The organism is Falsochrobactrum ovis, from assembly GCF_003259955.1.
In the GTDB taxonomy this organism is placed as follows: domain Bacteria; phylum Pseudomonadota; class Alphaproteobacteria; order Rhizobiales; family Rhizobiaceae; genus Brucella; species Brucella ovis_A.
This window is the reverse complement of record NZ_QLMK01000005.1, coordinates 51,355-71,969: the sequence shown is the minus strand read 5'-3', so window position 1 is coordinate 71,969 and position 20,615 is coordinate 51,355. Positions and strand designations below refer to the sequence as shown.

The following is a 20,615-nucleotide window of genomic DNA, read 5'->3' as shown; positions in this document are numbered from 1 at the left end:
ATGAACTTGATCAAAAATTATCCCACGACCGCAGCAATTGCCCATCTGGCATCCTCGGCTGCTACACTTCACACCAAAGACGGTGGCGATCCACTCGCTCAGATTGCCAAAAAGTTTGGCGATCACACTGCACAGGTCATGGAAAAGCTTGGTGCAACCAATGATAAGCTTTCCGGCCTCGATGCTCGTATGTTGGAAATGGAACAAAAAGACGCCCGGCGCTCTCGTTACGCAGACTTGGCGTCTGAGCCTGAGACGCTTGGCAAACAGTTTGCAGAAAATCCCGAACTGAAAAGCTTTGCGGAATATCAAGCCCGTCCTTCGCGCTACAGCATGCAAATCAAGGCAACCATTACCAGTGCCGACACATCAGCCGGCGCACTCGGCACACCCGCCCGTGACTCGACTGTAACCATGCCCACGCGCCGCTTGACGATCCGTGACTTGCTGCCAGTGATCCGGGTAACTGATGGCTCGGTCGAATATCCAAAGCAAACAACTCGCGTGAACAATGCAGCGCCCGTTGCGGAAGGCGCGTTGAAGCCCGAAAGCGATATGACCTTTGAGATGGCGCAAATCCCTATCCGTACGATTGCGCATTGGGTGGCAGCTTCTCGACAGGTGCTTGATGATGCGCCTCAGCTTCAGGGCATCATTGATAGTGAGTTGCTCTATGGTCTTAAGCTTCAGGAAGAAAACCAGCTGTTGAATGGTGACGGCACCGGGCAGAACCTATCTGGCCTTATCCCGAATGCAACGCCCTATGCAGCCACTCCCGGCGTGGTTGATGGCACTCCCAACGCGATTGACACGCTCGGTCTTGCTATCTTGCAAAACGCTTTGGCTGATCTTCCAGCAGATGGCATTGTCGTTCACTCGGCAGACTGGATGCAAATGCGTCTAATCAAGAATGCAGATGGTGAGTATATCCTCGGCAATCCGGCTACTAATCCAGCTCAGGTGCTGTTTGGGATCCCCGTGGTTGATACTGCGGCAATGACGCAAGGCAGTTTCCTTGTCGGGCAGTTTCAGACCGCAGCAACCCTCTATGACCGCTGGGAAGCGCGCATTGAGGTATCAACCGAACATGCTGACTTCTTCACTCGCAACCTTGTAGCGATCCTTTGTGAAGAGCGTATCGGCTTAGCAGTGAAGCGCTCCAAGGCTCTGACCTACGGCGCATTCCCGACAGGCGAATAACCCATGAGGCGACTGGAATGATCCAGCATGGGTTTTGGGCGGCGATTGTTTCATGGGCTGTCGTCGCCCTTTTCCTATCGGGGGGTGGGTAAATGTCTGGCGCAACTGTATCAGCAGACCCGTGCGCCAGGAACTTACACGCATCCGCAATTCAGAAAAAGCGGGCGGGGGGAGCAATTTTTTCGATGGTCATGCCCCCAATCTCCATAGCAGCCCACAAAAACTATAAACCGTAACAGAAAACTTTTATGAAGAATTTCGATTGATAGCGCGATTTGGAACAATGTTGATGATATATTCATGCAACTATCATTAAACGGCAGGCAAATATGACGAACGCACATGCTCTTTGCGCAGAGTTTGACATCGAAATTATAGACGCTACCAAATACCCTCTTCCTGGCCAAACGCGAGCATTAGGCACAATCAATCGCTTGATCGCGAAATATGGTGACGGTCATGTGAGAATTGTTCTGTCCACCTTGGCTGAAACGGCAGGCAAACAGGGCTTGATCGATGAATATAGCCTCTGGGCTGTAAGTGACCTCGTACATGCATGCTCTGAGTGGATTGAGGCAGACATGAGCGGCTGGCTTGAGGCTTGGGATCATATCCCCATGGGTTTCGCAATGTGGGAATGTCGGCAGCTTAGTGGCTTCGTAAAACAGCGCGAAAGCCTTGCTGGAATGCTTTATCTCATGTTGTCGATGTACAGGGATGGACAACGCTCAAATAAACTTCCCAGCTACAAATCTCTGATGAGAGCTTATGAAGCAGAGAAAGCGCGTCACCGGGCAACGTCGAAGGAAATAGAGGGTTTGGCGGCTTAGACTTCACTGTTGAAAACTTTTTTAAAATGTACCCACCGGTGGTTATCGGTCAATTCGGTACGATGATCATGAAATATAAGTGGCGGGGTTGGGTTTGATAATACTTTTCGTGCTGCTTTCTTTTGCTGTTCACGGTTCAGGAAAGCTAATTCAGGGAATAATAGCTGAGCTGTTTCTTCCATGAAGACGCCAACTTTTTTTTGATAAATTGCTGAATACCAAGAAAGGAAAATACCCATAATGTACGGGCTACGACCATTTGCAAACATGTAATCAAGGCAAGCCGTTAATAAGACTGCGTCACAGTCCTCTTCTTTGATATCAGGGAAAACTGCATCAGGGTCTCTATCAGCGTGTTTTACAAAGTTGCGAGGCGCATTGATTAGATCAATAATTTCTTTCGGCGGGGCACCATAAGCCTCAGTGATCTGTTGAAGAATTCGTATTTTTTCATCTTTCTTGAGTAGCGAGTTACAGACTTCCCAAGAGTTCGCGGCAAGGGTGTATACTGCGATAGGTTCGTTCAAATACCAGTGGATATGAAGAGCGGCTAATAATTGCCGACGTGCCGCATCTAACTTGGATATTACCTCCAATTTCAATCCTCCCTTATCCGGCGTCAAATCGGGTAAGATGTGTCCGAAGCGTCTCGCTCCGCCAGTATTTGATTGGTTCTTTAAGCCACCGCTAGAAGATCGCAGATCAAGTCGCCTCTCCCTCAGCGGTCGACTAGATCGCGATCAATTATGGACTTAAGATTACAATGGAGGTGGCTTAGCTCCTCGAAATATTTAAATGTAGCGCCCCCCCACGATTGGTGGAAGTTAATGGGCAATGAGTTTGCTGTGCAGTTAACTGAGCGGGAATGTTTTGAAAGCGAATTGAGCCGGATGGCTGCCCGTCACGCTATTAACGATGATATTTTGCTGTTGCTGGTTAATGACTAGCGATACCTCTTCAGAGTGCCATGCCTCTTCAAGGGTAGATGGTTCGCCCCAAAGAAGTCCATGGCCCCTAGCATCATACTTGTATTCCACTTCACCGGCTTCAATCCCGTCGATCACGATCCTACAGTGTCCGCTTTGCATGTGTCCCCCCTTTTTTAACTGTCCATGCTAGGATTATTCTTTTATTTCGTAAGTGTTGCGTAACCTATCTCTAATTTCATCGCTTAAGGTAGTGAACCCACATGGAAAGTTTGAGCCTCCAAAGACGGGTCTCCAGTCCCCTGTTGCACCTTGAGGGACAACATTAACGGTGTCTAAGTGATACCCATGTTTTTCCAGTTCGTGCTTGAAAATATCTGCAATTTCTTGTGCAGTCTTCGGTGCTTTACCCATTTAAGCCTCTTTTAAACTCCAGCAAACTGTGAGAGCCTCAGCAGGCGGTCAAGGGGCTGCTTGGTGTTTGATCCTCCATTGTCGGAACCAACGGCAAAACTCAAACGGCTCTTGAGACATGTCCATGTAGGAACTGCTCAACCTACCAAACTCTTGCACTTTTGCCTTGATTTTTGACCTCAGCTCTTCTTTCTCTTCTCGCGCACGGCTATTCAGTTGATTATTCACATCCCTGCATAAGGCGTCATTTTTTACAATATCAAACTCGCGAGCCAAACCAATCCATTCGTTCATCACAACGTTAATCTCGTGGCCGAAAAGAAATGGGATCTCGAGCATAAGAACATTCATTTCTTCTATAAACTCATCAATCGGCTTTCGGTCTGGCAGGTGAAAGTCTTGGAATTTTTGGACGATCGCTTGATAAACTGACCATCGACGCTCAAAAAGCGCAAGTTTTACCTTCGTATTCGCGGTCAGCCACTGACTAAAAGCGACATACGCAACCGCGATACCGATAGCTGTAGTTGGAACTATTCTTACCAACTCCAAACACCAATTAATTTTACTCATAAGTATCCCCCTCCAAAAGAGAGAAGAATACTCATTTCAAAAACAGCGTCAAATAAGCTGAACTGGGAATGTAAGTATGAGATCAGAGGTGATTCATGTTGCGTGGCATGTCGCGTGGAGCCGCCGCGACTCAGTGTAACCCATTGAAATTAATGGATAGTGGCTGCAACACGATGCAACAAGGTTTTTGGGGTGTTTGGGAATGAGGGTTTAGGCTAAGCCTTTGAAATCCCTTCTGAAAAAATGGTCGGAGCGAGAGGATTCGAACCTCCGACCCCCTGATCCCAAATCAGGTGCGCTACCAGACTGCGCTACGCTCCGTGCTTTGTAAGCGGCCCTTCCCTAGATAATCGCCGAATATAAAGCAAGCCATAAAAGCTAAATTTATAAACTTTTTTGGGGATTTGCCTAAACTTCGCGGTTTCAGCCCTTAAAAGAAACCAAAAACGGCGACGAACGTTCTGTTTTCGAAATCAAATAGGAGAATTTCCATAGTGAGTCGCAACGGCCTTTATTTAATCATCGGCGCACTGATTGTGCTGGTAGTCGGATTCGCATTTTACGTAATCCGAGAAGAAACAAAACCGTCGGGAATCGAAATGCGCGTTGGTGAAGACGGAATTTCAATTGAACAAAATTGAGTTTCAAATCGGTTGAAAAAACCTAAATCGATTAAGTTTTCAATCGCTTACGCTTTGTGATTGAACTTTTTATCTTCCTGTGTGTTATGCGCTTCAGATCAACATGGAGGAACGAAATGGCTATCCAAAGTTCAGATATGCTTTACCGTCGTCATGAGCAGGAATGGGCTGCGTTTCGTGATGCTGTTCAACAAAATGAGAATCAGAAACGAAACACAACAGTCGGAGAAGAAGCGGGACGCAAATCCTCCGATACTGTATAATAGCCTTTGACCGTTTCATTCGTCCGACGACCTGCAAAGCATTTTGCAGGTCGTTTTATATAGCGTTTGTTATTTATCTCGGCCTGGTAACCAAATGCGAAGGATAGATCATTAGCCTCTTCTTATCGCGATTCGGTTGGGGACAGGATGATGGCTATAAGAAAGCGGGCTAGACGCTCATCAAAACGTGTAAACAAACGCAAAGCGGGGTCAAAATCCGGAATGCTGGCGCTGGCGGTTTTGCTGGGCCTAGGGGGCTTTAGCATCTGGGCTAGTTCGCAACATAAAAATCCCACCGATGCAATCGCCAAATTGTTTCAGCCATCGGTGACCAGTTCAAAAGTTACAAAACCATCCTCTCCGGTAAGAGCCGATATGGCTCCACCTAAAAAGACCACGCATAAAACCCAGCCTCAGCCAAACAAAAGAGATACTGCGCGGGCGATTGGGCCTGCGCCTCGGCCTAGTGTCGCGCTGGTTCCAGCTTCACGGCCCATTCACCCACAAAAGCCCGCCTCGCTTCCTAGCAAGCCGGTTTCCGCTCCGGTGGGTTTAAACACGCCAGCCCATTCGCCAACGGTAGTTTATGCGAGGGAGCGCCTGACCATTCGCAAAACCGCATGGAATAAATCGCCCGCGATCGGTACGGTCGAAAAAGGCCGTGAAATGCGTTCTTATGAGAAAACGGGGCGATGGCACCGGATCGCAGTGCCTACGACAAATCTTATTGGATGGGTTCACGAAGATCAGTTGATCGGCGGAAACAAAAAACCGGACCGCGCCGCGGTCATTACCGGTTCCATCAATTCGAAGTCCCAACCAGCTCAGATAAAACGCTCTAATCCGGCGCAAAAGCCGCGCCCCCAGCCCCCGCTGGCTTTAGGCTCCCAGAATTAATCCGGAACTTTGTCTTATCTAACTGCTTTTAGCTATCGATTTTGCCATGAGTTCGAGTTGGGGATCTCCGGGAGAATATCTAAAGCCGGCTTCTATCAGCGAAGTTGTGTCGACGACTAGATCAGCATAAAGCTGTTCATAAAGCGTCGATCTTCCCAGCCCGATGAGAATAGTTTTCATGATCGGCGTAGGAACGGCCAATAGATTTGAACGCCGTCCCAAAGCTTTGCGTATTTTGATCACCAGTTCCTTTGTGGAGCGAGGTTCTGGTTCTGCTAAATGGAAAATTCGGCCAGCCACCTTTGATGCAGGTGCGTCTGCAAGAAATATAAGGGCCCGCACAGCATTTTCCAACGAGACCATGCTACGTCGATTATTCGCGCAGCCAAAAGGTAATGGGAGGATGCTATCGCATAATCTCACCAGCGCGTTGAGATTAGCACGGGCGCCCGGTCCGTAAACGAGCACGGGACGGGCGATAACAATGTCTATCCCGTCCATTTGCAAAAGAGCTTGTTCGGCTTTTGCTTTAGCGCTGCCATATTCATCTCGCGGTGCCAGATCCATATTTGGAACCAGCGGCGAAGGATGGCCGGTAATCGTGTGAATTGTCGACACAAAGACGAAACGTTCCACACCATGATCCCGAGCTTTATATGCCAATTCCACAGCCAAGCGATGATTGACGGCGTCAAACGCTTCCCAGGTCGGGCGCTCGCTTCCTGTGCGGTGCGCAAGGGCAGCGCAATGGATCACCGTCTTCACCTTGGTGAAGTCGGGATTAACGAGTTCTGCCCGAGAGAGGCCAAGCACCGCATGACCCTTGGCGGTCAAATATGCGCATAGCGCACTGCCGATAAAGCCCCCTGCCCCTGTGACGGCGACATTCATCCGCGGCTATCATTCATTTGTGACACCACCTGCGCTGCCAGAGTTCTGGTAATTCGGCTTTTTTGTTCCAATGCTGCCTGATCAAGTCGGTCGACCAATTGAATAGCAAATGGAAGAGAGCGCTCCATCCGGCTAACAAGATAGCTCACCACATGGGCCTCTACGCTTACCTGTCGATCTGCGAAAAGCTTGTGGATCACCCCCGAAAGCAGCAAATCGTCAGGCTCCGCGATTTCCACCACGGTGGCCGCTTTTAACCGCGATGCGAGATCTGGTAATTGTACTTTCCAATTGGCGGGCCGTTGCCGCGATGTCATCAAAAGCGAAGGCCCGGGCCCTTGCGCCGCATGTTGGCGCACGCTGTTGATAAGGTGAAACAGCCCGGTCTCATCGAAAGGCTCACCGCCAATATCATCAATAAGAACGGGGTGCTCAGCAGCACTGGCCACGGTGTTCTCATCAATCGAATTGGGCTGGACTAATAGGGCATCCGTAGTGGAGCGCCAGATTTCTGCCAGATGGGTTTTACCGGCACCGGTGGGGCCGGCGAGCACCACAACAGGCGTCAACCAGTTCGGCCAACGGTCAACGAGCTCCACCGCAGCCCTATTTGATGCGGTTACAATCAAGTCATCGCGATGATAACCTGGTTGATGCTCCAGATTAAGGGGAATTTGGCGTGGTGCGTTTTTCACTTCAGCCCGGCTCCATTCCTCCCGGTCATTTCCAATTTCATTATTTTTCACCTGCATTTTCGCCCACCTCTATCAGCGCGCCCTCGTCGGGACCAGCCTTTGTGTAGGCAGGGTCATACATTGGGGATTGGAGATAGCGATTCAGGACGAAGCGTACAAGAACTGCCACAGCGGCCGCGGCAGGCACGGCAACAAGCATTCCTGTAAATCCAAATAATGAACCGAAAGCAAATAAAGCAAACATCAGCCAAACCGGATGCAGCCCCACTGAGGAGCCGACCAGCTTTGGTTGAAGAATATTTCCTTCCACGAACTGACCCGTAAAAAAGACGACAGCCACGGCCACGACCATGATCCAGTCCGGCCAGAACTGCACCAGTGCGACCCCCAGCGCAAGAGCCAGACCGACAAACGATCCGACATAAGGGATGAAGCTGATAAGCCCGGAAAAGAATCCGATCAGCAGTCCAAAATTCAGACCAGTGAGGGTTAAACCAATTGCATAATAGCTGCCAAGAATGAGGCACAGGGTTCCCTGCCCCCGGATGAAACCAGCGACGGCTGCATCCATTTCACGGGCAATGCCGCGAATAGTGTGAAGTTGCGCGCGTGGAATCCACGAATCAATCCGTTCTACCATCCGATCCCAATCAAGGAGCATATAGAAAGCGACCACGGGTGTGACGACAAACAAGCCTGCTATGTCGATCAGAGATTTTCCTGAATTCCACAAAGATTGCAGCAATGTGGATAGAAAACCCGCGCCTTGCTGAAGTAAAGAACTGAGATTATCCCGGATAACCGAACTATCCATGCCGATATAACGCTTAAGCCATTGCGATTTTTCGTTTGCGAGGACTGATTGAAGCTGGGAGATATAATCGGGCAGTTTTGCAATAAGCTCGACAAGCTGGGTCGCGAGAATCGGAATGATGATCATTAAGCCGACCACCAAAGCGATCAGGAAGATGACTAGAATGACGATGGTCGCGGCCAGACGTGATAAGCCCAACCCTTCCAGCCGATCCGCTACGGGATCAAGAAAATAAGCCAGTGCCATTCCCGCAACGAAAGGCAGCAATATCGAACTGAATATGACCAAGAACAGGATGAACAGAGCCATTGTCAGCAGCCAGAAGATGGCTTGCCGTCGAAGCGCGGTGCTGGTGATACCCCCTACCTCTACATTGACATGAATGTCGCCTTCGACGGGGCCTGTCACGTCAGCCTGAGGGTTTGCCTTTTTCACACGTTGGCGCGCGGGCGCTGGTTTTTTCACCATTTATTTTCATTCTCTTAAAAGCAGGATATATCATCCTACACGGGGCCGAGTTATTATAAAGGTAACAACGACGGAGAAGAACATTAAGCACGGTGTTTCCCCACCACAATCGCGATAATTCCATTGAAAGTAGCAATTTTCGGTACAAGCCATTTTAATTTTTGACAATTTGCGCACAGCTTTAAGCTTTTAGCCATGCGTGGACTTGCAGGATATGCAATCTCATGCCATTCCGCCCTTGAATAATTCCAAGCCGGACACGCCCAGTTTTCAGGAGCCGCTCATGACCATGGAAAACAACCCAGAAAATCAGCAAGGGCTTACCTACGCGCAAGCCGGTGTTGATATCGACGCCGGAAATTTAATGGTCGAAAAGATCAAGCCTTTGGTTCGCTCCACACAGCGTCCGGGAGCCGATGGCAAAATCGGCGGTTTTGGTGGCCTGTTCGATTTGAAAGCTGCGGGCTTCAACGATCCGGTGCTGGTTGCAGCAAATGACGGCGTGGGAACAAAGCTTAAGATCGCAATCGAAGCCGATAGACATGATACGGTCGGCATTGATCTCGTGGCGATGTGCGTTAACGATCTGATCGTACAAGGCGTAGAGCCGCTTTTCTTCCTAGACTATTTTGCAACTGGCAAGCTTTCACCTGATCAAGGAGTAGCTATCGTCTCTGGCATAGCGGAGGGGTGTCTACAGGCAGGCTGTGCGCTAATTGGCGGCGAGACTGCTGAAATGCCGGGAATGTATCGCGATGGCGATTATGATCTCGCCGGTTTTGCAGTGGGCGCGGCTGAACGCGGTCAACTTCTTCCACGGGGTGATGTGCGTGAAGGGGATGTCATTTTGGGACTTGCATCATCGGGTGTCCATTCCAATGGCTTCTCGCTTGTGCGTCGTATCGTGGAGCTTTCGGGGTTAGGCTGGAAATCGGAAGCACCCTTCCAGCCTGGTTCACGCCTCGGAGAAGCGTTGCTCACCCCGACGCGGATTTATGTCAAACCTTTGCTCGCGGCCATTCGGGCGTCAAGCGGTATCAAAGCGCTTGCCCATATTACCGGCGGCGGTTTTCCCGATAATATTCCGCGCGTATTGCCCGAAGGCTTGGCAGCAGAAATCGATTTGAGTGCTTTCACCGTACCAAGCGTATTTTCATGGCTGGCCAAAACCGGAGATGTGAAGCCCAATGAAATGCTGCGCACATTCAATTGTGGTATCGGCATGATTGTGGTTGTCGAGCCGGACAAGGCAGATGAAGTTATTGCCGCACTGGCCGCCGAAGGTGAGAATGCAGTTATGCTTGGTCGCATGATCAAGCGTGAAGGCGAAGGCGTTATCTATCAGGGCACGCTCGCTCTATGAGCTATAAAAAGGTCGTTATTTTCATCTCAGGCGGCGGCTCCAATATGGAGGCGCTGATCCGGGCTGCACAATCGCCTGACTTTCCGGTCAAAGTGGTTGCGGTTTTCTCTGATAAAAAAGAGGCTGGCGGGCTGGCAAAGGCGCAGGCCGCAGGTATCGCGACGCAGGTTTTCCCGCGCAAGGATTATTGCTCGAAAGAGGAGCATGAAAATGCAATCCTCAAAGCGCTTCAAATTCTTGAACCCGATATAATTTGCCTGGCCGGTTATATGCGGTTGCTCTCGGCCGAGTTTATCGCTCAATATCCGGGGCGTATTCTCAACATACACCCATCCCTGCTGCCTTTGTTTCCGGGACTGAACACCCATCAACGTGCACTAGATGCGGGCATGAAAGTCGCGGGATGCACAGTTCATGTCGTGACGGAGGATATGGATGAAGGGCCAATAGTTGCGCAAGCCGCAGTTCCGATTCTTGATGAGGATACGGCTGAAACACTAGCTGCAAGAGTGCTTAAAGCAGAACATCAACTTTACGCAGCTGCATTGAATAAGTTTGCGAATAAGGAATCGTTGGCCGTCAAACACAACGACGCGATGATTATCAGCGTTTGATCTTACACATATTACTCAACAACTTTTATCGCTACCGGATCTTTCAATTTTAGATTTGCACTCTAAGTCAAAGAGTAAGGGAATGTCCCTTACTCCCAAGGCGATCAGAAACGCCATTTCTAAGAATATTCAACAGAGGAGGAAAGCATGTCTCTCCATCACTCGACCTCACTCCTATCGGCAATTGCAGTCGCAGCAGGCATTGGTTTGACCCCGGCAGTTGCGGCAGACGTGGTGCTGCATCCGCCGCATGAAAAAGCGCGCACACAGCCCTATTCAGAAGTTGGTACTCTATATTGCGATATTTCACCCTCGATCGGCGTGATTATCGGCAGTCAGCAGGGTGTGAATTGTGTGTTCAAACCGACGCATAAAGACCGTTCGGTTGAATATTATACCGGCAATATCACTAAGCTTGGCGTTGATCTCGGTTTCACCAATAGCGGCACGATAGCTTGGGCTGTCTGGGCGCCGACGGTTCGGCCAGAAGGCGCGTTGAGAGGCAATTATGTCGGAGCTTCAGCCAATGCGACAGTAGGCATTGGTGCCGGAACGAATGTTTTGACCGGCGGGTCTTGGAAAACGATTTCGCTGCAGCCAATCTCGGTTCAGGGCCAGAAAGGTCTGAATGCAGCTGTCGGTCTTTCCAATCTTAAGCTCGATTATGTTGGTTAATTAGATTACGAGAACGCCCCGCCTATACGGGGCGTTTTCTATCAGCTTAACCGGCGAATCCAGACTTTGGTGTCGTGCACTGCCAATCCGCCATAGGGTGCAGGAGCATCAGCACCTATAAGGGTATTGATCCCCTCACCTCGTTCAAACGAAGAATTGGGAAAAATCCCTTCGGAAATTACTACGCCCCGCTTATGGCCTGACCGAATGGCGGCATGCAAAACGACCTCGCCCCGATGATTGCCAATTTCAATGCGTTCGCCATCGACTAGCCCAAGTTCGGCTGCGTCGTCCGGATGAATGAGCAATTGCGGTCGTAGCTCTTTAGCGCTGGAAGTTGGGGTTTCTGTAAATGATGAGTTTAAGAAATTATGCGCGGGTGATGTGGCCAGCCGGAAGGGATGAGCGTCATCGGCAGCCTCAATCACGTCCCAATGATCGGGAAGCTCAGGCATGGATTTATAAGGGCCCTGTATACCCATTGAAGGAGGCGGGCGGTTTGGCGCCGGGCTTCCGGTCCAATCCGGGCGAAAACGGAATTTTCCGTCTGGCCATTTAAATCCGTTTATAAAATGTGATTCCTCAAATGATGGTTGTAGATCGACGAAACGCTTGTCTTTCAACTCATCAAAATGTGGCAAATTGCTGTTAGCATTCATATTGTCGATGAGAGCTCTCTCATCAAGGTCAAAGCCGGGCAGATGGCCAACGCCGAGTCGTTTAGCCAGTTCGTTGATAACAAAAATATTAGGGCGAGATTCACCCACAGGCTGGATCAGTTTTGGCCCCAACACCACGTGCTGCTGTCCACCGCCGCGATAAATATCATCATGTTCCAGAAATGTTGTGGCGGGCAGCACAATATCGGCCATTTGTGCTGTATCGGTCATAAATTGTTCGTGCACGACAGTAAAAAGATCTTCGCGTGCGAAGCCCTTGCGTACTAGACGCTGCTCAGGCGTGACATTCATTGGGTTGGTGTTCTGAATCAGCAAAGCGGTTACGGGCGGGCCGCCGTAGAGAGCCTCGCTGTCACCAGTCAAAATGCGTCCGATTTTGGATTGGTCGAGATAGCGAATGCTCGCATCTCGCATTGCATGACCTTCAATTTCGCTTTTATCAAACCGGAAAATGCTGGCATTGGAATGAAAAGCGCCCCCACCTTCATATTGGAAAGCACCGGTCACACATGCAATCGAGGCTGCAGCATGCATATTAACGGCACCATTGCGCTGACGGGTAAAGCCATAACCAAGGCGGAAATAACTGCGCTTGGTGCGGCCAATCAAATGAGCGAAAGCCTCTATTTCTTTCACGGAAAGCCCGGTGATCCGTGAGGCCCATTGAGGCGTGCGGGTCTGCAAATGAGCTTCTAAACCGTGGGGGTCATCACTATATCGTTCGAGATAATGCCAGTCGGCTAGCTGGTCACGAAACAGCACATGCATTACCGCGCAAGCGAAAGCGCCATCAGTGCCTGGTTTAAGCACTATGCCCATATCCGCCTGCCGCACGGTCGCGTTAGCGTAAATATCAATCACCACAATCTTCGCGCCGCGCTCTTTCCGCGCTCGCACAGCATGAGTCATCACATTGACTTGTGTGGCGGCCGCATTGGTGCCCCAAATGACAATGACATCGGATTTAGCCATCTCGCGCGGGTCAGGGCCCGAAAGGCTGCCAGTTCCGACAAAATAGCCAGTCCAAGCGGTATTGGTGCAAAAACTGTCAAATTGATTGGAATAGCGTTTGGCATGGCGCAATCGATGGATGGAATCGCGCTGCACCAGCCCCATTGTGCCCGCATAATAATAGGGCCAGACGGTTTCGCTACCATATGTCTCTTCCGCTCGTAAAAACCGCTCTGCAATAAGATCGAGCGCGGTTTCCCAAGATGCTTGCTTCCAGTTGCCCTCACCCTTGCGCCCAGCGCGAATCAACGGATATTTCAGCCGTTCGGGATGATGAACACGCTCCGCATATCGCGCTACCTTGGCGCAGATAACCCCGGCAGTATAGCTATTGTCTTTCGACCCGCGCACACGCCCGATAGTGTGTTCGTCCAACAATTCAACATCAAGCGCACAGGTGGAAGGGCAATCATGGGGACAGGCCGAATGACCGATTCGCTTGTTCAAAACACGTATACTCATTGGACCTCTTAGCGCTGTTGCGCGCCGTGCGAATGTCAAGCAAGGCGAAGTGTGACAGCGCCAAGCACGATCAACGTCGCGGCTAAATAACGTGGCAAACCAACATTCTCTTTCAACACGAAAGCAGAGATCAGCACGCCAAACAAGATCGCAGTTTCTCTTAGAGCAGCAACGACCGCGATGGGTGCCATGGTCATGGCCCATAAGGCCAGTCCATAAGACCCGAGTGTCCCTACCCCACCAATAAATGCAGCACGCCAGCGATTTCGCAGATAGGCAATGAAACGGTCTGGTTCACGATAAAGCGCCCAACTCGCCAATGGCACCGCATTAACCAGAAACAACCATAATGTGTAGGACAAAGCGTCGCCGGAAACGCGTACCCCTAAACCATCAATAATCGTATAGGCCGCAATAAAACCTGCATTGGCCAAGGCCAGCAATGCTGTGCGGGAGGATGCCGTCTTATTGCGCCGTCGTGCTTCTAAGGCCATGGCCAACACGCCGCCGCAGATCAGAGCAATTCCAATCCAGCTTTTCCAGCCCATGATTTCACCAATCAGGGGCCAGCTAACCAGCGCCACAATCAATGGCGGAGTACCGCGCATGATTGGATAGGCTTCGCTCATATCTCCGGATTTATAGGCTGCAGCAACCAACGTCATATAGAATGTCTGCGTGATTGTTGAAAGCGCGATATAAATCCAGCTGGCAGCAGAAGGAAGCGGCAGAAAAGGAACAATAAAAAGTGCAATGAGGCCCGCAGCGCCGGTGACACTAGCTGCGGCAAAAAACTTATCACCGCCACCCTTTACGATTGCGTTCCAGCATGCGTGTAAAAACGCGCCACAGAGAACTATCAGTAGAACGCCACCGGACATGGGCTAACTCGATTCGAATGCAACTATCAGTGGTTATGTCACAAATATTCCGCCGGTGATATTGCTGAACACACAAAGGCAAGATGCTCGCGCTAAACGAAAAGTGCACACTATAGGTTATTTCGGCTCCCCCAGTTGAGCCAGTATCAATCGCGCAAGCAGGACGGCTTATCTGGCTTGGAAAGTCATTCACAGACGCAAAAGCTGGTTGCGCTTTTGCTGGCAACGCGTAGGGCCTGGCAAAGCTATTTATTCACACGCTTTCTGATCAATACGCCTTGATGATAGTGGAACGCTTGTCGACAATCGCCCTGTATGTGGGAAGATAGATTGAAAAATCCGCTCCCCACCTCAACAAATTGTTGAGCAAAGAAAAAGAGAGCAATTTTCAGGCCAATCGGTTAAATGAGGAGATTGATCGGGCTTGACCCCCACGCATTGCTGGAAGAAACTGCGAGCAAATATCAGAACGCCTCGATAGTAAACAGGATATCAACATGTACGGCAGGATGAACCGGATGAAACAAATTTCTAAAGCGGTATTTTTGGCTAGTGCTATTCCGCTGACATTCGTTGTTCCGGGACAAGCAGCAGATTATTTTAGCACTTCGCCAGCGGTTGTCGTCGATGCTGGGGTCTGCAGCCAGCAGAGCGTTTTGCGCAGAGTCGTTGCCGATTTTAGCTATCAAGTCCGTCACGTTCCTGAGCTGCCGCAGGTTGGAATTTCGGCCATGAGCGATGTGCAACTCACTCGCTATGAACCGAAAACCAATCCTGCCGAGATTGAACGTACATATTGCAAGGCCACCGCTGTTTTGAGTGATGGTCAATATCGCCCGGTTTGGTACATGGTCGAAGAGGGACAGGGTTTTGCCGGCGTCGGCACGAATGTCGAATTTTGCGTTGACGGCTTCGACCGGTGGCATGTTTATGATGCCAATTGCCGTGTATTGCGTTGATAAAATCCACAATAAACCGGTTTGCGACATTTATAGGGGTATCCCTATTGCTTGCGGGACTGGCAATAGCGCCAGTCTCTGCACAAAGTTTTGAGCGATATGAAGCCGGGAACTTTGATTTCTATGTTCTCGCCTTGTCTTGGTCACCCAGTTATTGTTCGCTGGAAGGCCCCCAAGCAAACCGGCAGCAATGCGCCTCGACTCGAAATTTTGGCTTTGTGGTTCATGGATTGTGGCCGCAAAACGAATATGGCTATCCTGCAAATTGTGAATTGAGCGCCAAAGAGAATCGCGGAAGTCACGTTCCTATGCGATTATTGTCTGGCGTTTCCGACATTATGCCGTCTGCCGGTCTTGCAGCCTATCAATGGCGAAAACACGGTAGCTGTTCCGGTCTTACGCAAGAAGACTATTTTGCAACATTGCGAAAAGCGCGTTCAAAGATCAATGTTCCGCCCAGCCTGCGCAATATTGCGACTGATCGGCAGATTTCCCCGGTTCTGATTGAAAAAGCATTTATCGCAGCCAATCCGGGAATGAAGGCCGATGGAATTGCTATTGCTTGCAAGCGCAAACATTTGACGGATGTGCGCATTTGCCTGACCAAGGATCTCGAGTTTCGTAGCTGCGAGCAAGTTGACCGTTCCGCATGCCGCAGCCATTCTGTTTTTATTCCCGCGAGTCGCTAGTGTTCAAGTATAGGAATTGCCATGGCACAGATTCTTTATTCTCCCCCCTCGCCTTATAGCGCCAAGGTGCGCATGGCTGCTCATTATGTGGGCATTGAGGCGGATAGTGTGGTGGTGACCACAGCGGCTGATCCGAGGAGTTAATTAATGCTAATCCGCTAGGGAAAATACCTACCTTCATCACTGATGAGGGAAAGTCTGTTTTCGATAGCCGGGCCATTACGCAATATCTTAACCGTGTCTCGGGCCACAAGCTTTTTCCCCGGAATGCCGAAAGGCGCACGGATGCTGAGCGCTATGAAGCGCTCGCCGACGGTCTTTGTGATGTATTGCTGGTGCATATGTATGAGCGCCGCGTGCGCCCTGAAGAAAAAGTTCATCAGCCATGGCTGGATAGGCAGTGGAGCAAGGCCGAGCGCGCACTTGATGCGCTTAACGAAGCGCCGCCGCGCCTTGCTGGAAAACTCCATGCTGGACATTTGGCTGTAGCGGCAGCTCTTGGCTATTTAAACCTGCGTTTTGAAGGAAAATGGGAGCGCGGACGGCCAAAACTGAAACGCTGGCTTAAGCGCTTTGAGGAAGTTCATCCGGAGCTGGCTAAACTGCTGCCCCATGAATGATAGCCGTGAATGGTAATTAAGTACGACGAGAGGCGCTGCTTTTCTTTAGCGCTAAAACAAAAAACCGGGCAAAAACTGCCCGGTTTTTTGGTTCGATATAAATATCAGAACTTGTAGCCAACACCGACGCGAATGTCGTGGCTGTCGAGCTTGTTGCGAATTGATTCGCCGCCGAAATGATAGGTCTTGTTACCGAACTGGGTGTAGCGGTATTCAACACGACCCAGAATGTTTTCAGTAAGCTTGGCTTCCAGACCCGCACCAGCAGTCCAACCTACGCGGAACTTGCTTTCATCATCGATGCCGTTGTCAAGCTTGACCTGCGCACCAGCAATACCAGCAGTGATGTAAGGCAGAACCGGGTTCATGTCGTAACCAAGACGGGCGCGGAGCGAGCCTTCAAAGCCCTGCTTAACTTCCAGGCCGTTCTTAGATTTTTTGGCCCAGTTGTAGCCTGCGTCACCTTCAACACCGTATACGAACAGGTCTTCTTGGAAGTTCCAGCCCGCATAAGCGCCAAGCTTCACATCATCAGGCTTAATGGTACCGACAGCGTTGTTCTTAAGTTTATTCCAGCCATAGCCGAGATAAAGACCGGTGTAACCGCCAGCCCAGCTATACTGAGGAGCGATTTCGACTGGTGCAGGAACGGGAGGCTGTTCCATGATAACATCTGCCGCAAATGCGGTTGCAGAGAACGGCAGCAGCGCAGCCGAAGCGATTACCAATGATTTAAGAGTGCGCATAGCATTCTCCTTATTAATTACTTTCGCGCGGTCCCTTATCGGGCGGACGTTTGGAAGGGACGCCCGTTCCGCGCTGACCGGAAAGATATATCGGAGCTAAATGCGGCATGACCTGACCGGTTTTGTGTGCAAAAACTGTCCAGAAGATGGCAGAAATGAGATGTTGCATTCTCGCAACGCTTTGATCGAGGCCCTAGGGGGATGAATCAATAATGATCGCGGCAGTGCTGACGACTAGGCAACGTTGCGATCTACTTGATTTAATTAACGTTTTGTCATCAAACTAAAATTTTTGTAAGTTTAGTAGCTGCATTTTGCGGGGCAAAATGGCATGAACGAGAGTATGAATCACAATAAGGAAGTGTTTACCCTGTTACAAAATCCTTCAGTCCCCCATGCGAAAGACTGCCCTGTTTTAGTGACCGGTGGAGCAAAACGAATCGGAAAAGCAATCGTACTCGACCTTGCTAAGTGGGGTTTTCCCATCGCCATTCACTGCAACCATTCGATTGCCGAAGGCGCGGCTTTGGCTGCGGAAATTCGCACGCAGGGCGGAAAAGCCTGCGTTTTGCAGGCAGATCTGACGGTTGAGCAGGAAGTTCGCAAATTAATAAGCGAAGCGGCGACAGAGCTGGGCCCGATTCGGCTGCTGGTAAATAATGCGTCTTTGTTTAAAGATGACAGAATCGGTCATTTGGATATGGGACTGTGGGACCAACATTTCGCGGTCCATGTGAAAGCGCCTATTATTCTTGCCGAAGAAATGGCCAAAGCCCTTTCAAAAGATTACACCGGCCTTGTCATAAACATGATCGACCAGCGGGTTTGGAAACTAAACCCTCATTTTTTCTCCTATACATTATCAAAAACAGCGCTTTGGAACGCTACTCGCACGCTTGCTCAAGCGCTTGCTCCGCGTATTCGGGTCAATGCAATCGCACCTGGGCCAACATTACCCAGTGCCCGGCAAAGCGAAAGCGATTTCCAATCACAAGTTAGCAAGCTGCCTTTGCAACAAGCGCCTGATCTGTCTGAATTTGGCCGTACTATTCGCTATTTTTGGAAGAATACAGCGATAACAGGCCAAATGATTGCTCTTGATGGCGGGCAGCATCTCGCCTGGGAAACACCGGATATTGCAGGAATTAATGAATGACCGGATCCCGGAAGTCTCGTAATGACGCCGCGTCACATCTACCGATAGTGGGCGAGATGGACGGAGGCAGGATCATTGCGGTGGATGCGGAACCACAGATTGATGAAAAAAAAGCCGAAGAGCCCCCTGCGGTCTCGGCGGTTGATAGTATTCAATGGGATAGTTCTGACGGCCAACCGGACACAAAAGGGCTAAGTGGGCCTGACATTATCAATGCATTTGTGAAGCATCTGCCCAATAGTCCTGGCGTCTATCGAATGATTAACGAGGCGGGCGACGTGCTTTATGTGGGTAAAGCACGGAACCTCAAAAAACGCGTTTCCAATTATGCTCGCGGCGTGGGTCATTCTAATCGCATCACGCGGATGATTCATGATACGGTTACGATGGAATTTGTCGTAACGCATACGGAAACAGAAGCGCTTTTATTGGAAGCCAACCTCATCAAGAGATTGCGCCCGCGCTTCAACGTTTTGCTGCGTGATGATAAATCCTTTCCTTATATTCTTTTGAGCGGCAATCATCGCGCACCGGGCATTTTCAAACATCGGGGTGCTCGCAGCCGTGCAGGCGAATATTTTGGACCTTTTGCATCAGGCGGGGCGGTAACGCGCACAATTAATGCGTTGCAACGGGCTTTTTTGCTGCGGACCTGCACTGATTCCGTTTTTGAATCCCGCACCAGGCCGTGTCTGCTTTATCAGATCAAGCGATGTTCTGGGCCGTGCACGCATGAAATTAGTGATGAGGATTATGCCGAACTGGTGAATGAAGCGCAGGCGTTTCTTACCGGAAAGAGCCAAAGGGTCAAAAATCATCTCACCCAAATGATGCAATCTGCTTCTGACGACCTCGATTTCGAACGCGCAGCAATTTATCGAGATCGTTTGAGCGCCCTATCTCACGTCCAATCACACCAAGGTATAAACCCACAGACCGTTGAAGAAGCAGACGTTTTTGCTATTCATCAAGAAGGCGGAATGACCTGTATTCAGGTGTTCTTTTTTCGCACCGGACAAAATTGGGGTAATCGCGCTTATTTTCCAAAGGCCGATAGTTCGCTCAGTGCAGCGGAAGTGTTGGGGGCTTTTCTTTCTCAGTTTTACGACGATAAGCCGTCTCCGCGCTTGATCCTTCTTTCAACAAAAGTGGACGACCAAGCGCTCATCGAAGAAGCCTTGTCGACCCGCGCTGCACGCCGCGTTCAGCTAAACGTGCCGCAACGGGGAGAAAAAAGAGATCTGGTTCAACATGCATTGACGAATGCGCGCGAGGCGCTCGGCCGACGTCTAGCAGAAACGTCTTCACAAGCGCGTTTGTTAAAAGCATTTGCCGAAACATTTGGTCTCGCCCGTCCCGTTCGACGCATCGAAGTCTATGATAATTCTCATATTATGGGAACAAATGCTGTTGGCGGCATGATCGTGGCGGGGCCTGAAGGCTTTGTCAAAAATCAGTATCGAAAATTTAATATCCGCTCTACCGACATTACGCCAGGCGATGATTTTGGCATGATGCGCGAAGTAATCGGCAGACGTTTTGCACGTTTGATCAAAGAAAATAGTCCGGAATTGAACATTCCTGCCGCTAGTTCTGATGAAGCGGAGGAAGATTTTCCAGCATGGCCAGACGTCATATTGATTGACGGCGGCCAGGGGCAGATAAACGTCGTGCGGCAGGTTCTTGCCGAATTGGGCATCACGCATTTGGTGACTGCGATCGGCATTGCAAAAGGTGTTGATCGTGAAGCAGGCAGAGAACGATTTTTCGTTGAGGGCAAGCCGTCTTTTACTCTTCCGCCCCGTGATCCCGTTCTTTACTTCGTTCAGCGTCTGCGCGACGAAGCGCATAGATTTGCGATTGGAACGCATCGAGCGCGCCGGAAAAAAGAAATGATTAGCAATCCGCTCGATGAAATTGCCGGAATTGGACCAAAGCGCAAACGGGCACTGTTGCATCATTTTGGGACAGCCAAGGCAGTATCGAGAGCTGCTCTTGAAGACTTGATGCAGATTGAAGGCATATCAGAAGCGATGGCCCGAGTGATTTACGAGCACTTTCAGGAAAGATAAGGCTTAATTATAGGGGGCAATGTTAAGCTTTTCAAAAACAACAGGTTTAGTCATAAGATATTAGCGTATGGGTGT

At 50.1% G+C, this 20,615-nt stretch carries 22 protein-coding genes, 1 tRNA gene and 1 pseudogene; 13 read left to right on the top strand and 11 right to left on the bottom strand.

The annotated features are described in order from the left end of the window. On the top strand, positions 1 to 1,200 hold the full coding sequence (locus C7374_RS08540; RefSeq protein WP_111575201.1) for a phage major capsid protein: 1,200 nt from the start codon (positions 1 to 3) through the stop codon (positions 1,198 to 1,200). 329 nt (positions 1,201 to 1,529) lie between these two features. Further along, positions 1,530 to 2,030, top strand: a complete 501-nt coding sequence (locus tag C7374_RS08535) for a hypothetical protein (protein ID WP_111575200.1) — start codon at positions 1,530 to 1,532, stop codon at positions 2,028 to 2,030. Here the strand turns inward: C7374_RS08535 and C7374_RS08530 are convergent. The 5 genes from C7374_RS08530 to C7374_RS08515 all read right to left on the bottom strand — a co-directional run bounded on the left by C7374_RS08530 (position 2,027) and on the right by C7374_RS08515 (position 4,264). Next, positions 2,027 to 2,632 (bottom strand): hypothetical protein, encoded by a 606-nt coding sequence (locus tag C7374_RS08530; RefSeq protein WP_210205103.1) that lies wholly within the window; start codon positions 2,630 to 2,632, stop codon positions 2,027 to 2,029. The two genes, C7374_RS08535 and C7374_RS08530, sit on opposite strands and share 4 nt — an antisense overlap. A 249-nt stretch (positions 2,633 to 2,881) precedes the next feature. After that, a complete protein-coding gene (locus C7374_RS15815) occupies positions 2,882 to 3,118 on the bottom strand; it encodes a hypothetical protein (RefSeq protein ID WP_146612717.1) in 237 nt (78 codons plus the stop codon). A 33-nt stretch (positions 3,119 to 3,151) separates the two neighbouring features. Further along, complete coding sequence (locus C7374_RS08525) at positions 3,152 to 3,370, bottom strand: hypothetical protein (RefSeq protein WP_111575198.1); 219 nt, start codon at positions 3,368 to 3,370, stop codon at positions 3,152 to 3,154. Positions 3,371 to 3,418: 48 nt separating this feature from the next. Continuing rightward, positions 3,419 to 3,943 carry a hypothetical protein gene (locus C7374_RS08520; RefSeq protein ID WP_111575197.1) on the bottom strand — a complete coding sequence of 175 codons (525 nt, stop codon included), beginning with the start codon at positions 3,941 to 3,943 and terminating at the stop codon, positions 3,419 to 3,421. A gap of 244 nt (positions 3,944 to 4,187) precedes the next feature. Beyond that, positions 4,188 to 4,264: transfer RNA gene (locus tag C7374_RS08515), tRNA-Pro, on the bottom strand. 173 nt (positions 4,265 to 4,437) lie between these two features. On the opposite strand from C7374_RS08515, the gene C7374_RS16170 reads away from it, so the two are divergent. From C7374_RS16170 to C7374_RS08510, 3 genes are all read left to right on the top strand, one after another. Continuing rightward, positions 4,438 to 4,584, top strand: a complete 147-nt coding sequence (locus C7374_RS16170; RefSeq protein WP_170130231.1) for a hypothetical protein — start codon at positions 4,438 to 4,440, stop codon at positions 4,582 to 4,584. 116 nt (positions 4,585 to 4,700) lie between these two features. Then, entirely contained in the window at positions 4,701 to 4,847 is a 147-nt protein-coding gene (locus C7374_RS16165; RefSeq protein ID WP_170130230.1) for a hypothetical protein, read from the top strand. A 150-nt stretch (positions 4,848 to 4,997) separates the two neighbouring features. Further along, positions 4,998 to 5,744 (top strand): SH3 domain-containing protein, encoded by a 747-nt coding sequence (locus C7374_RS08510; protein WP_111575196.1) that lies wholly within the window; start codon positions 4,998 to 5,000, stop codon positions 5,742 to 5,744. Positions 5,745 to 5,762: 18 nt separating this feature from the next. Here the strand turns inward: C7374_RS08510 and C7374_RS08505 are convergent, their stop codons facing one another. Genes C7374_RS08505 through C7374_RS08495 form a run of 3 tightly spaced genes read right to left on the bottom strand, consistent with a single transcriptional unit; the run spans position 5,763 to position 8,612 of the window. After that, the gene (locus C7374_RS08505; RefSeq protein ID WP_111575195.1) at positions 5,763 to 6,635 is read right to left on the bottom strand and encodes an NAD-dependent epimerase/dehydratase family protein; all 873 of its coding nucleotides are present in this window, start codon (positions 6,633 to 6,635) and stop codon (positions 5,763 to 5,765) included. Continuing rightward, complete coding sequence (gene hdaA / locus C7374_RS08500) at positions 6,632 to 7,387, bottom strand: DnaA regulatory inactivator HdaA (RefSeq protein WP_111575194.1); 756 nt, start codon at positions 7,385 to 7,387, stop codon at positions 6,632 to 6,634. The genes C7374_RS08505 and hdaA overlap by 4 nt, the downstream gene beginning before the upstream one ends. Beyond that, positions 7,371 to 8,612: an AI-2E family transporter gene (locus tag C7374_RS08495; RefSeq protein WP_111575193.1), complete on the bottom strand. Its 1,242-nt coding sequence runs from the start codon at positions 8,610 to 8,612 to the stop codon at positions 7,371 to 7,373. The genes hdaA and C7374_RS08495 overlap by 17 nt, the downstream gene beginning before the upstream one ends. A gap of 283 nt (positions 8,613 to 8,895) precedes the next feature. Between C7374_RS08495 and purM the strand changes: the two genes are divergently transcribed. The 3 genes from purM (at position 8,896) to C7374_RS08480 (ending at position 11,264) form a co-directional block, all read left to right on the top strand. Continuing rightward, positions 8,896 to 9,975, top strand: a complete 1,080-nt coding sequence (gene purM, locus C7374_RS08490; RefSeq protein WP_111575322.1) for a phosphoribosylformylglycinamidine cyclo-ligase — start codon at positions 8,896 to 8,898, stop codon at positions 9,973 to 9,975. Continuing rightward, positions 9,972 to 10,589 (top strand): phosphoribosylglycinamide formyltransferase, encoded by a 618-nt coding sequence (purN, locus tag C7374_RS08485; RefSeq protein ID WP_111575192.1) that lies wholly within the window; start codon positions 9,972 to 9,974, stop codon positions 10,587 to 10,589. The genes purM and purN overlap by 4 nt, the downstream gene beginning before the upstream one ends. Before the next feature lie 147 nt (positions 10,590 to 10,736). Continuing rightward, entirely contained in the window at positions 10,737 to 11,264 is a 528-nt protein-coding gene (locus C7374_RS08480; RefSeq protein WP_111575191.1) for a DUF992 domain-containing protein, read from the top strand. Positions 11,265 to 11,305: 41 nt separating this feature from the next. On the opposite strand, the gene C7374_RS08475 is transcribed toward C7374_RS08480, so the two are convergent. Continuing rightward, positions 11,306 to 13,417: a molybdopterin oxidoreductase family protein gene (locus C7374_RS08475; protein WP_111575190.1), complete on the bottom strand. Its 2,112-nt coding sequence runs from the start codon at positions 13,415 to 13,417 to the stop codon at positions 11,306 to 11,308. A 35-nt stretch (positions 13,418 to 13,452) separates the two neighbouring features. After that, on the bottom strand, positions 13,453 to 14,298 hold the full coding sequence (locus C7374_RS08470; RefSeq protein WP_111575189.1) for a DMT family transporter: 846 nt from the start codon (positions 14,296 to 14,298) through the stop codon (positions 13,453 to 13,455). A 509-nt stretch (positions 14,299 to 14,807) separates the two neighbouring features. Here C7374_RS08470 and C7374_RS08465 point away from each other — a divergent pair. The 3 genes and pseudogenes from C7374_RS08465 (at position 14,808) to C7374_RS08455 (ending at position 16,566) form a co-directional block, all read left to right on the top strand. Further along, positions 14,808 to 15,257, top strand: a complete 450-nt coding sequence (locus C7374_RS08465; RefSeq protein ID WP_374850295.1) for a phage portal protein — start codon at positions 14,808 to 14,810, stop codon at positions 15,255 to 15,257. Between the two features lie 47 nt (positions 15,258 to 15,304). Further along, positions 15,305 to 15,946: a ribonuclease T2 family protein gene (locus tag C7374_RS08460; protein ID WP_374850217.1), complete on the top strand. Its 642-nt coding sequence runs from the start codon at positions 15,305 to 15,307 to the stop codon at positions 15,944 to 15,946. Between the two features lie 21 nt (positions 15,947 to 15,967). Continuing rightward, a pseudogene (locus C7374_RS08455) lies at positions 15,968 to 16,566 on the top strand (glutathione S-transferase family protein). Positions 16,567 to 16,670: 104 nt separating this feature from the next. Here the strand turns inward: C7374_RS08455 and omp25 are convergent. Further along, positions 16,671 to 17,312, bottom strand: coding sequence for an outer membrane protein Omp25 (gene omp25 / locus C7374_RS08450; protein ID WP_111575187.1), 642 nt, complete (start codon positions 17,310 to 17,312; stop codon positions 16,671 to 16,673). 343 nt (positions 17,313 to 17,655) lie between these two features. Here omp25 and C7374_RS08445 point away from each other — a divergent pair, with 343 nt between their 5' ends. Next, positions 17,656 to 18,468 carry an SDR family oxidoreductase gene (locus tag C7374_RS08445; protein ID WP_111575186.1) on the top strand — a complete coding sequence of 271 codons (813 nt, stop codon included), beginning with the start codon at positions 17,656 to 17,658 and terminating at the stop codon, positions 18,466 to 18,468. Further along, positions 18,465 to 20,540, top strand: coding sequence for an excinuclease ABC subunit UvrC (gene uvrC / locus C7374_RS08440; protein ID WP_111575185.1), 2,076 nt, complete (start codon positions 18,465 to 18,467; stop codon positions 20,538 to 20,540). The genes C7374_RS08445 and uvrC overlap by 4 nt, the downstream gene beginning before the upstream one ends. The last annotated feature ends 75 nt before the right edge of the window (positions 20,541 to 20,615 follow it).

What these genes read in the sequence shown, in the direction of transcription:
- C7374_RS08540 (WP_111575201.1), top strand. Translation starts at nt 1, where the DNA reads ATGAACTTGATCAAAAATTATCCCACGACCGCAGCAATTGCCCATCTG.
- C7374_RS08535 (WP_111575200.1), top strand. Translation starts at nt 1,530, where the DNA reads ATGACGAACGCACATGCTCTTTGCGCAGAGTTTGACATCGAAATTATA.
- C7374_RS15815 (WP_146612717.1), bottom strand. Translation starts at nt 3,118, where the DNA reads ATGCAAAGCGGACACTGTAGGATCGTGATCGACGGGATTGAAGCCGGT.
- C7374_RS08525 (WP_111575198.1), bottom strand. Translation starts at nt 3,370, where the DNA reads ATGGGTAAAGCACCGAAGACTGCACAAGAAATTGCAGATATTTTCAAG.
- C7374_RS08520 (WP_111575197.1), bottom strand. Translation starts at nt 3,943, where the DNA reads ATGAGTAAAATTAATTGGTGTTTGGAGTTGGTAAGAATAGTTCCAACT.
- C7374_RS16165 (WP_170130230.1), top strand. Translation starts at nt 4,701, where the DNA reads ATGGCTATCCAAAGTTCAGATATGCTTTACCGTCGTCATGAGCAGGAA.
- C7374_RS08510 (WP_111575196.1), top strand. Translation starts at nt 4,998, where the DNA reads ATGGCTATAAGAAAGCGGGCTAGACGCTCATCAAAACGTGTAAACAAA.
- C7374_RS08505 (WP_111575195.1), bottom strand. Translation starts at nt 6,635, where the DNA reads ATGAATGTCGCCGTCACAGGGGCAGGGGGCTTTATCGGCAGTGCGCTA.
- hdaA (WP_111575194.1), bottom strand. Translation starts at nt 7,387, where the DNA reads ATGCAGGTGAAAAATAATGAAATTGGAAATGACCGGGAGGAATGGAGC.
- C7374_RS08495 (WP_111575193.1), bottom strand. Translation starts at nt 8,612, where the DNA reads ATGGTGAAAAAACCAGCGCCCGCGCGCCAACGTGTGAAAAAGGCAAAC.
- purM (WP_111575322.1), top strand. Translation starts at nt 8,896, where the DNA reads ATGACCATGGAAAACAACCCAGAAAATCAGCAAGGGCTTACCTACGCG.
- purN (WP_111575192.1), top strand. Translation starts at nt 9,972, where the DNA reads ATGAGCTATAAAAAGGTCGTTATTTTCATCTCAGGCGGCGGCTCCAAT.
- C7374_RS08480 (WP_111575191.1), top strand. Translation starts at nt 10,737, where the DNA reads ATGTCTCTCCATCACTCGACCTCACTCCTATCGGCAATTGCAGTCGCA.
- C7374_RS08475 (WP_111575190.1), bottom strand. Translation starts at nt 13,417, where the DNA reads ATGAGTATACGTGTTTTGAACAAGCGAATCGGTCATTCGGCCTGTCCC.
- C7374_RS08470 (WP_111575189.1), bottom strand. Translation starts at nt 14,298, where the DNA reads ATGTCCGGTGGCGTTCTACTGATAGTTCTCTGTGGCGCGTTTTTACAC.
- C7374_RS08465 (WP_374850295.1), top strand. Translation starts at nt 14,808, where the DNA reads ATGAACCGGATGAAACAAATTTCTAAAGCGGTATTTTTGGCTAGTGCT.
- omp25 (WP_111575187.1), bottom strand. Translation starts at nt 17,312, where the DNA reads ATGCGCACTCTTAAATCATTGGTAATCGCTTCGGCTGCGCTGCTGCCG.
- C7374_RS08445 (WP_111575186.1), top strand. Translation starts at nt 17,656, where the DNA reads ATGAATCACAATAAGGAAGTGTTTACCCTGTTACAAAATCCTTCAGTC.
- uvrC (WP_111575185.1), top strand. Translation starts at nt 18,465, where the DNA reads ATGACCGGATCCCGGAAGTCTCGTAATGACGCCGCGTCACATCTACCG.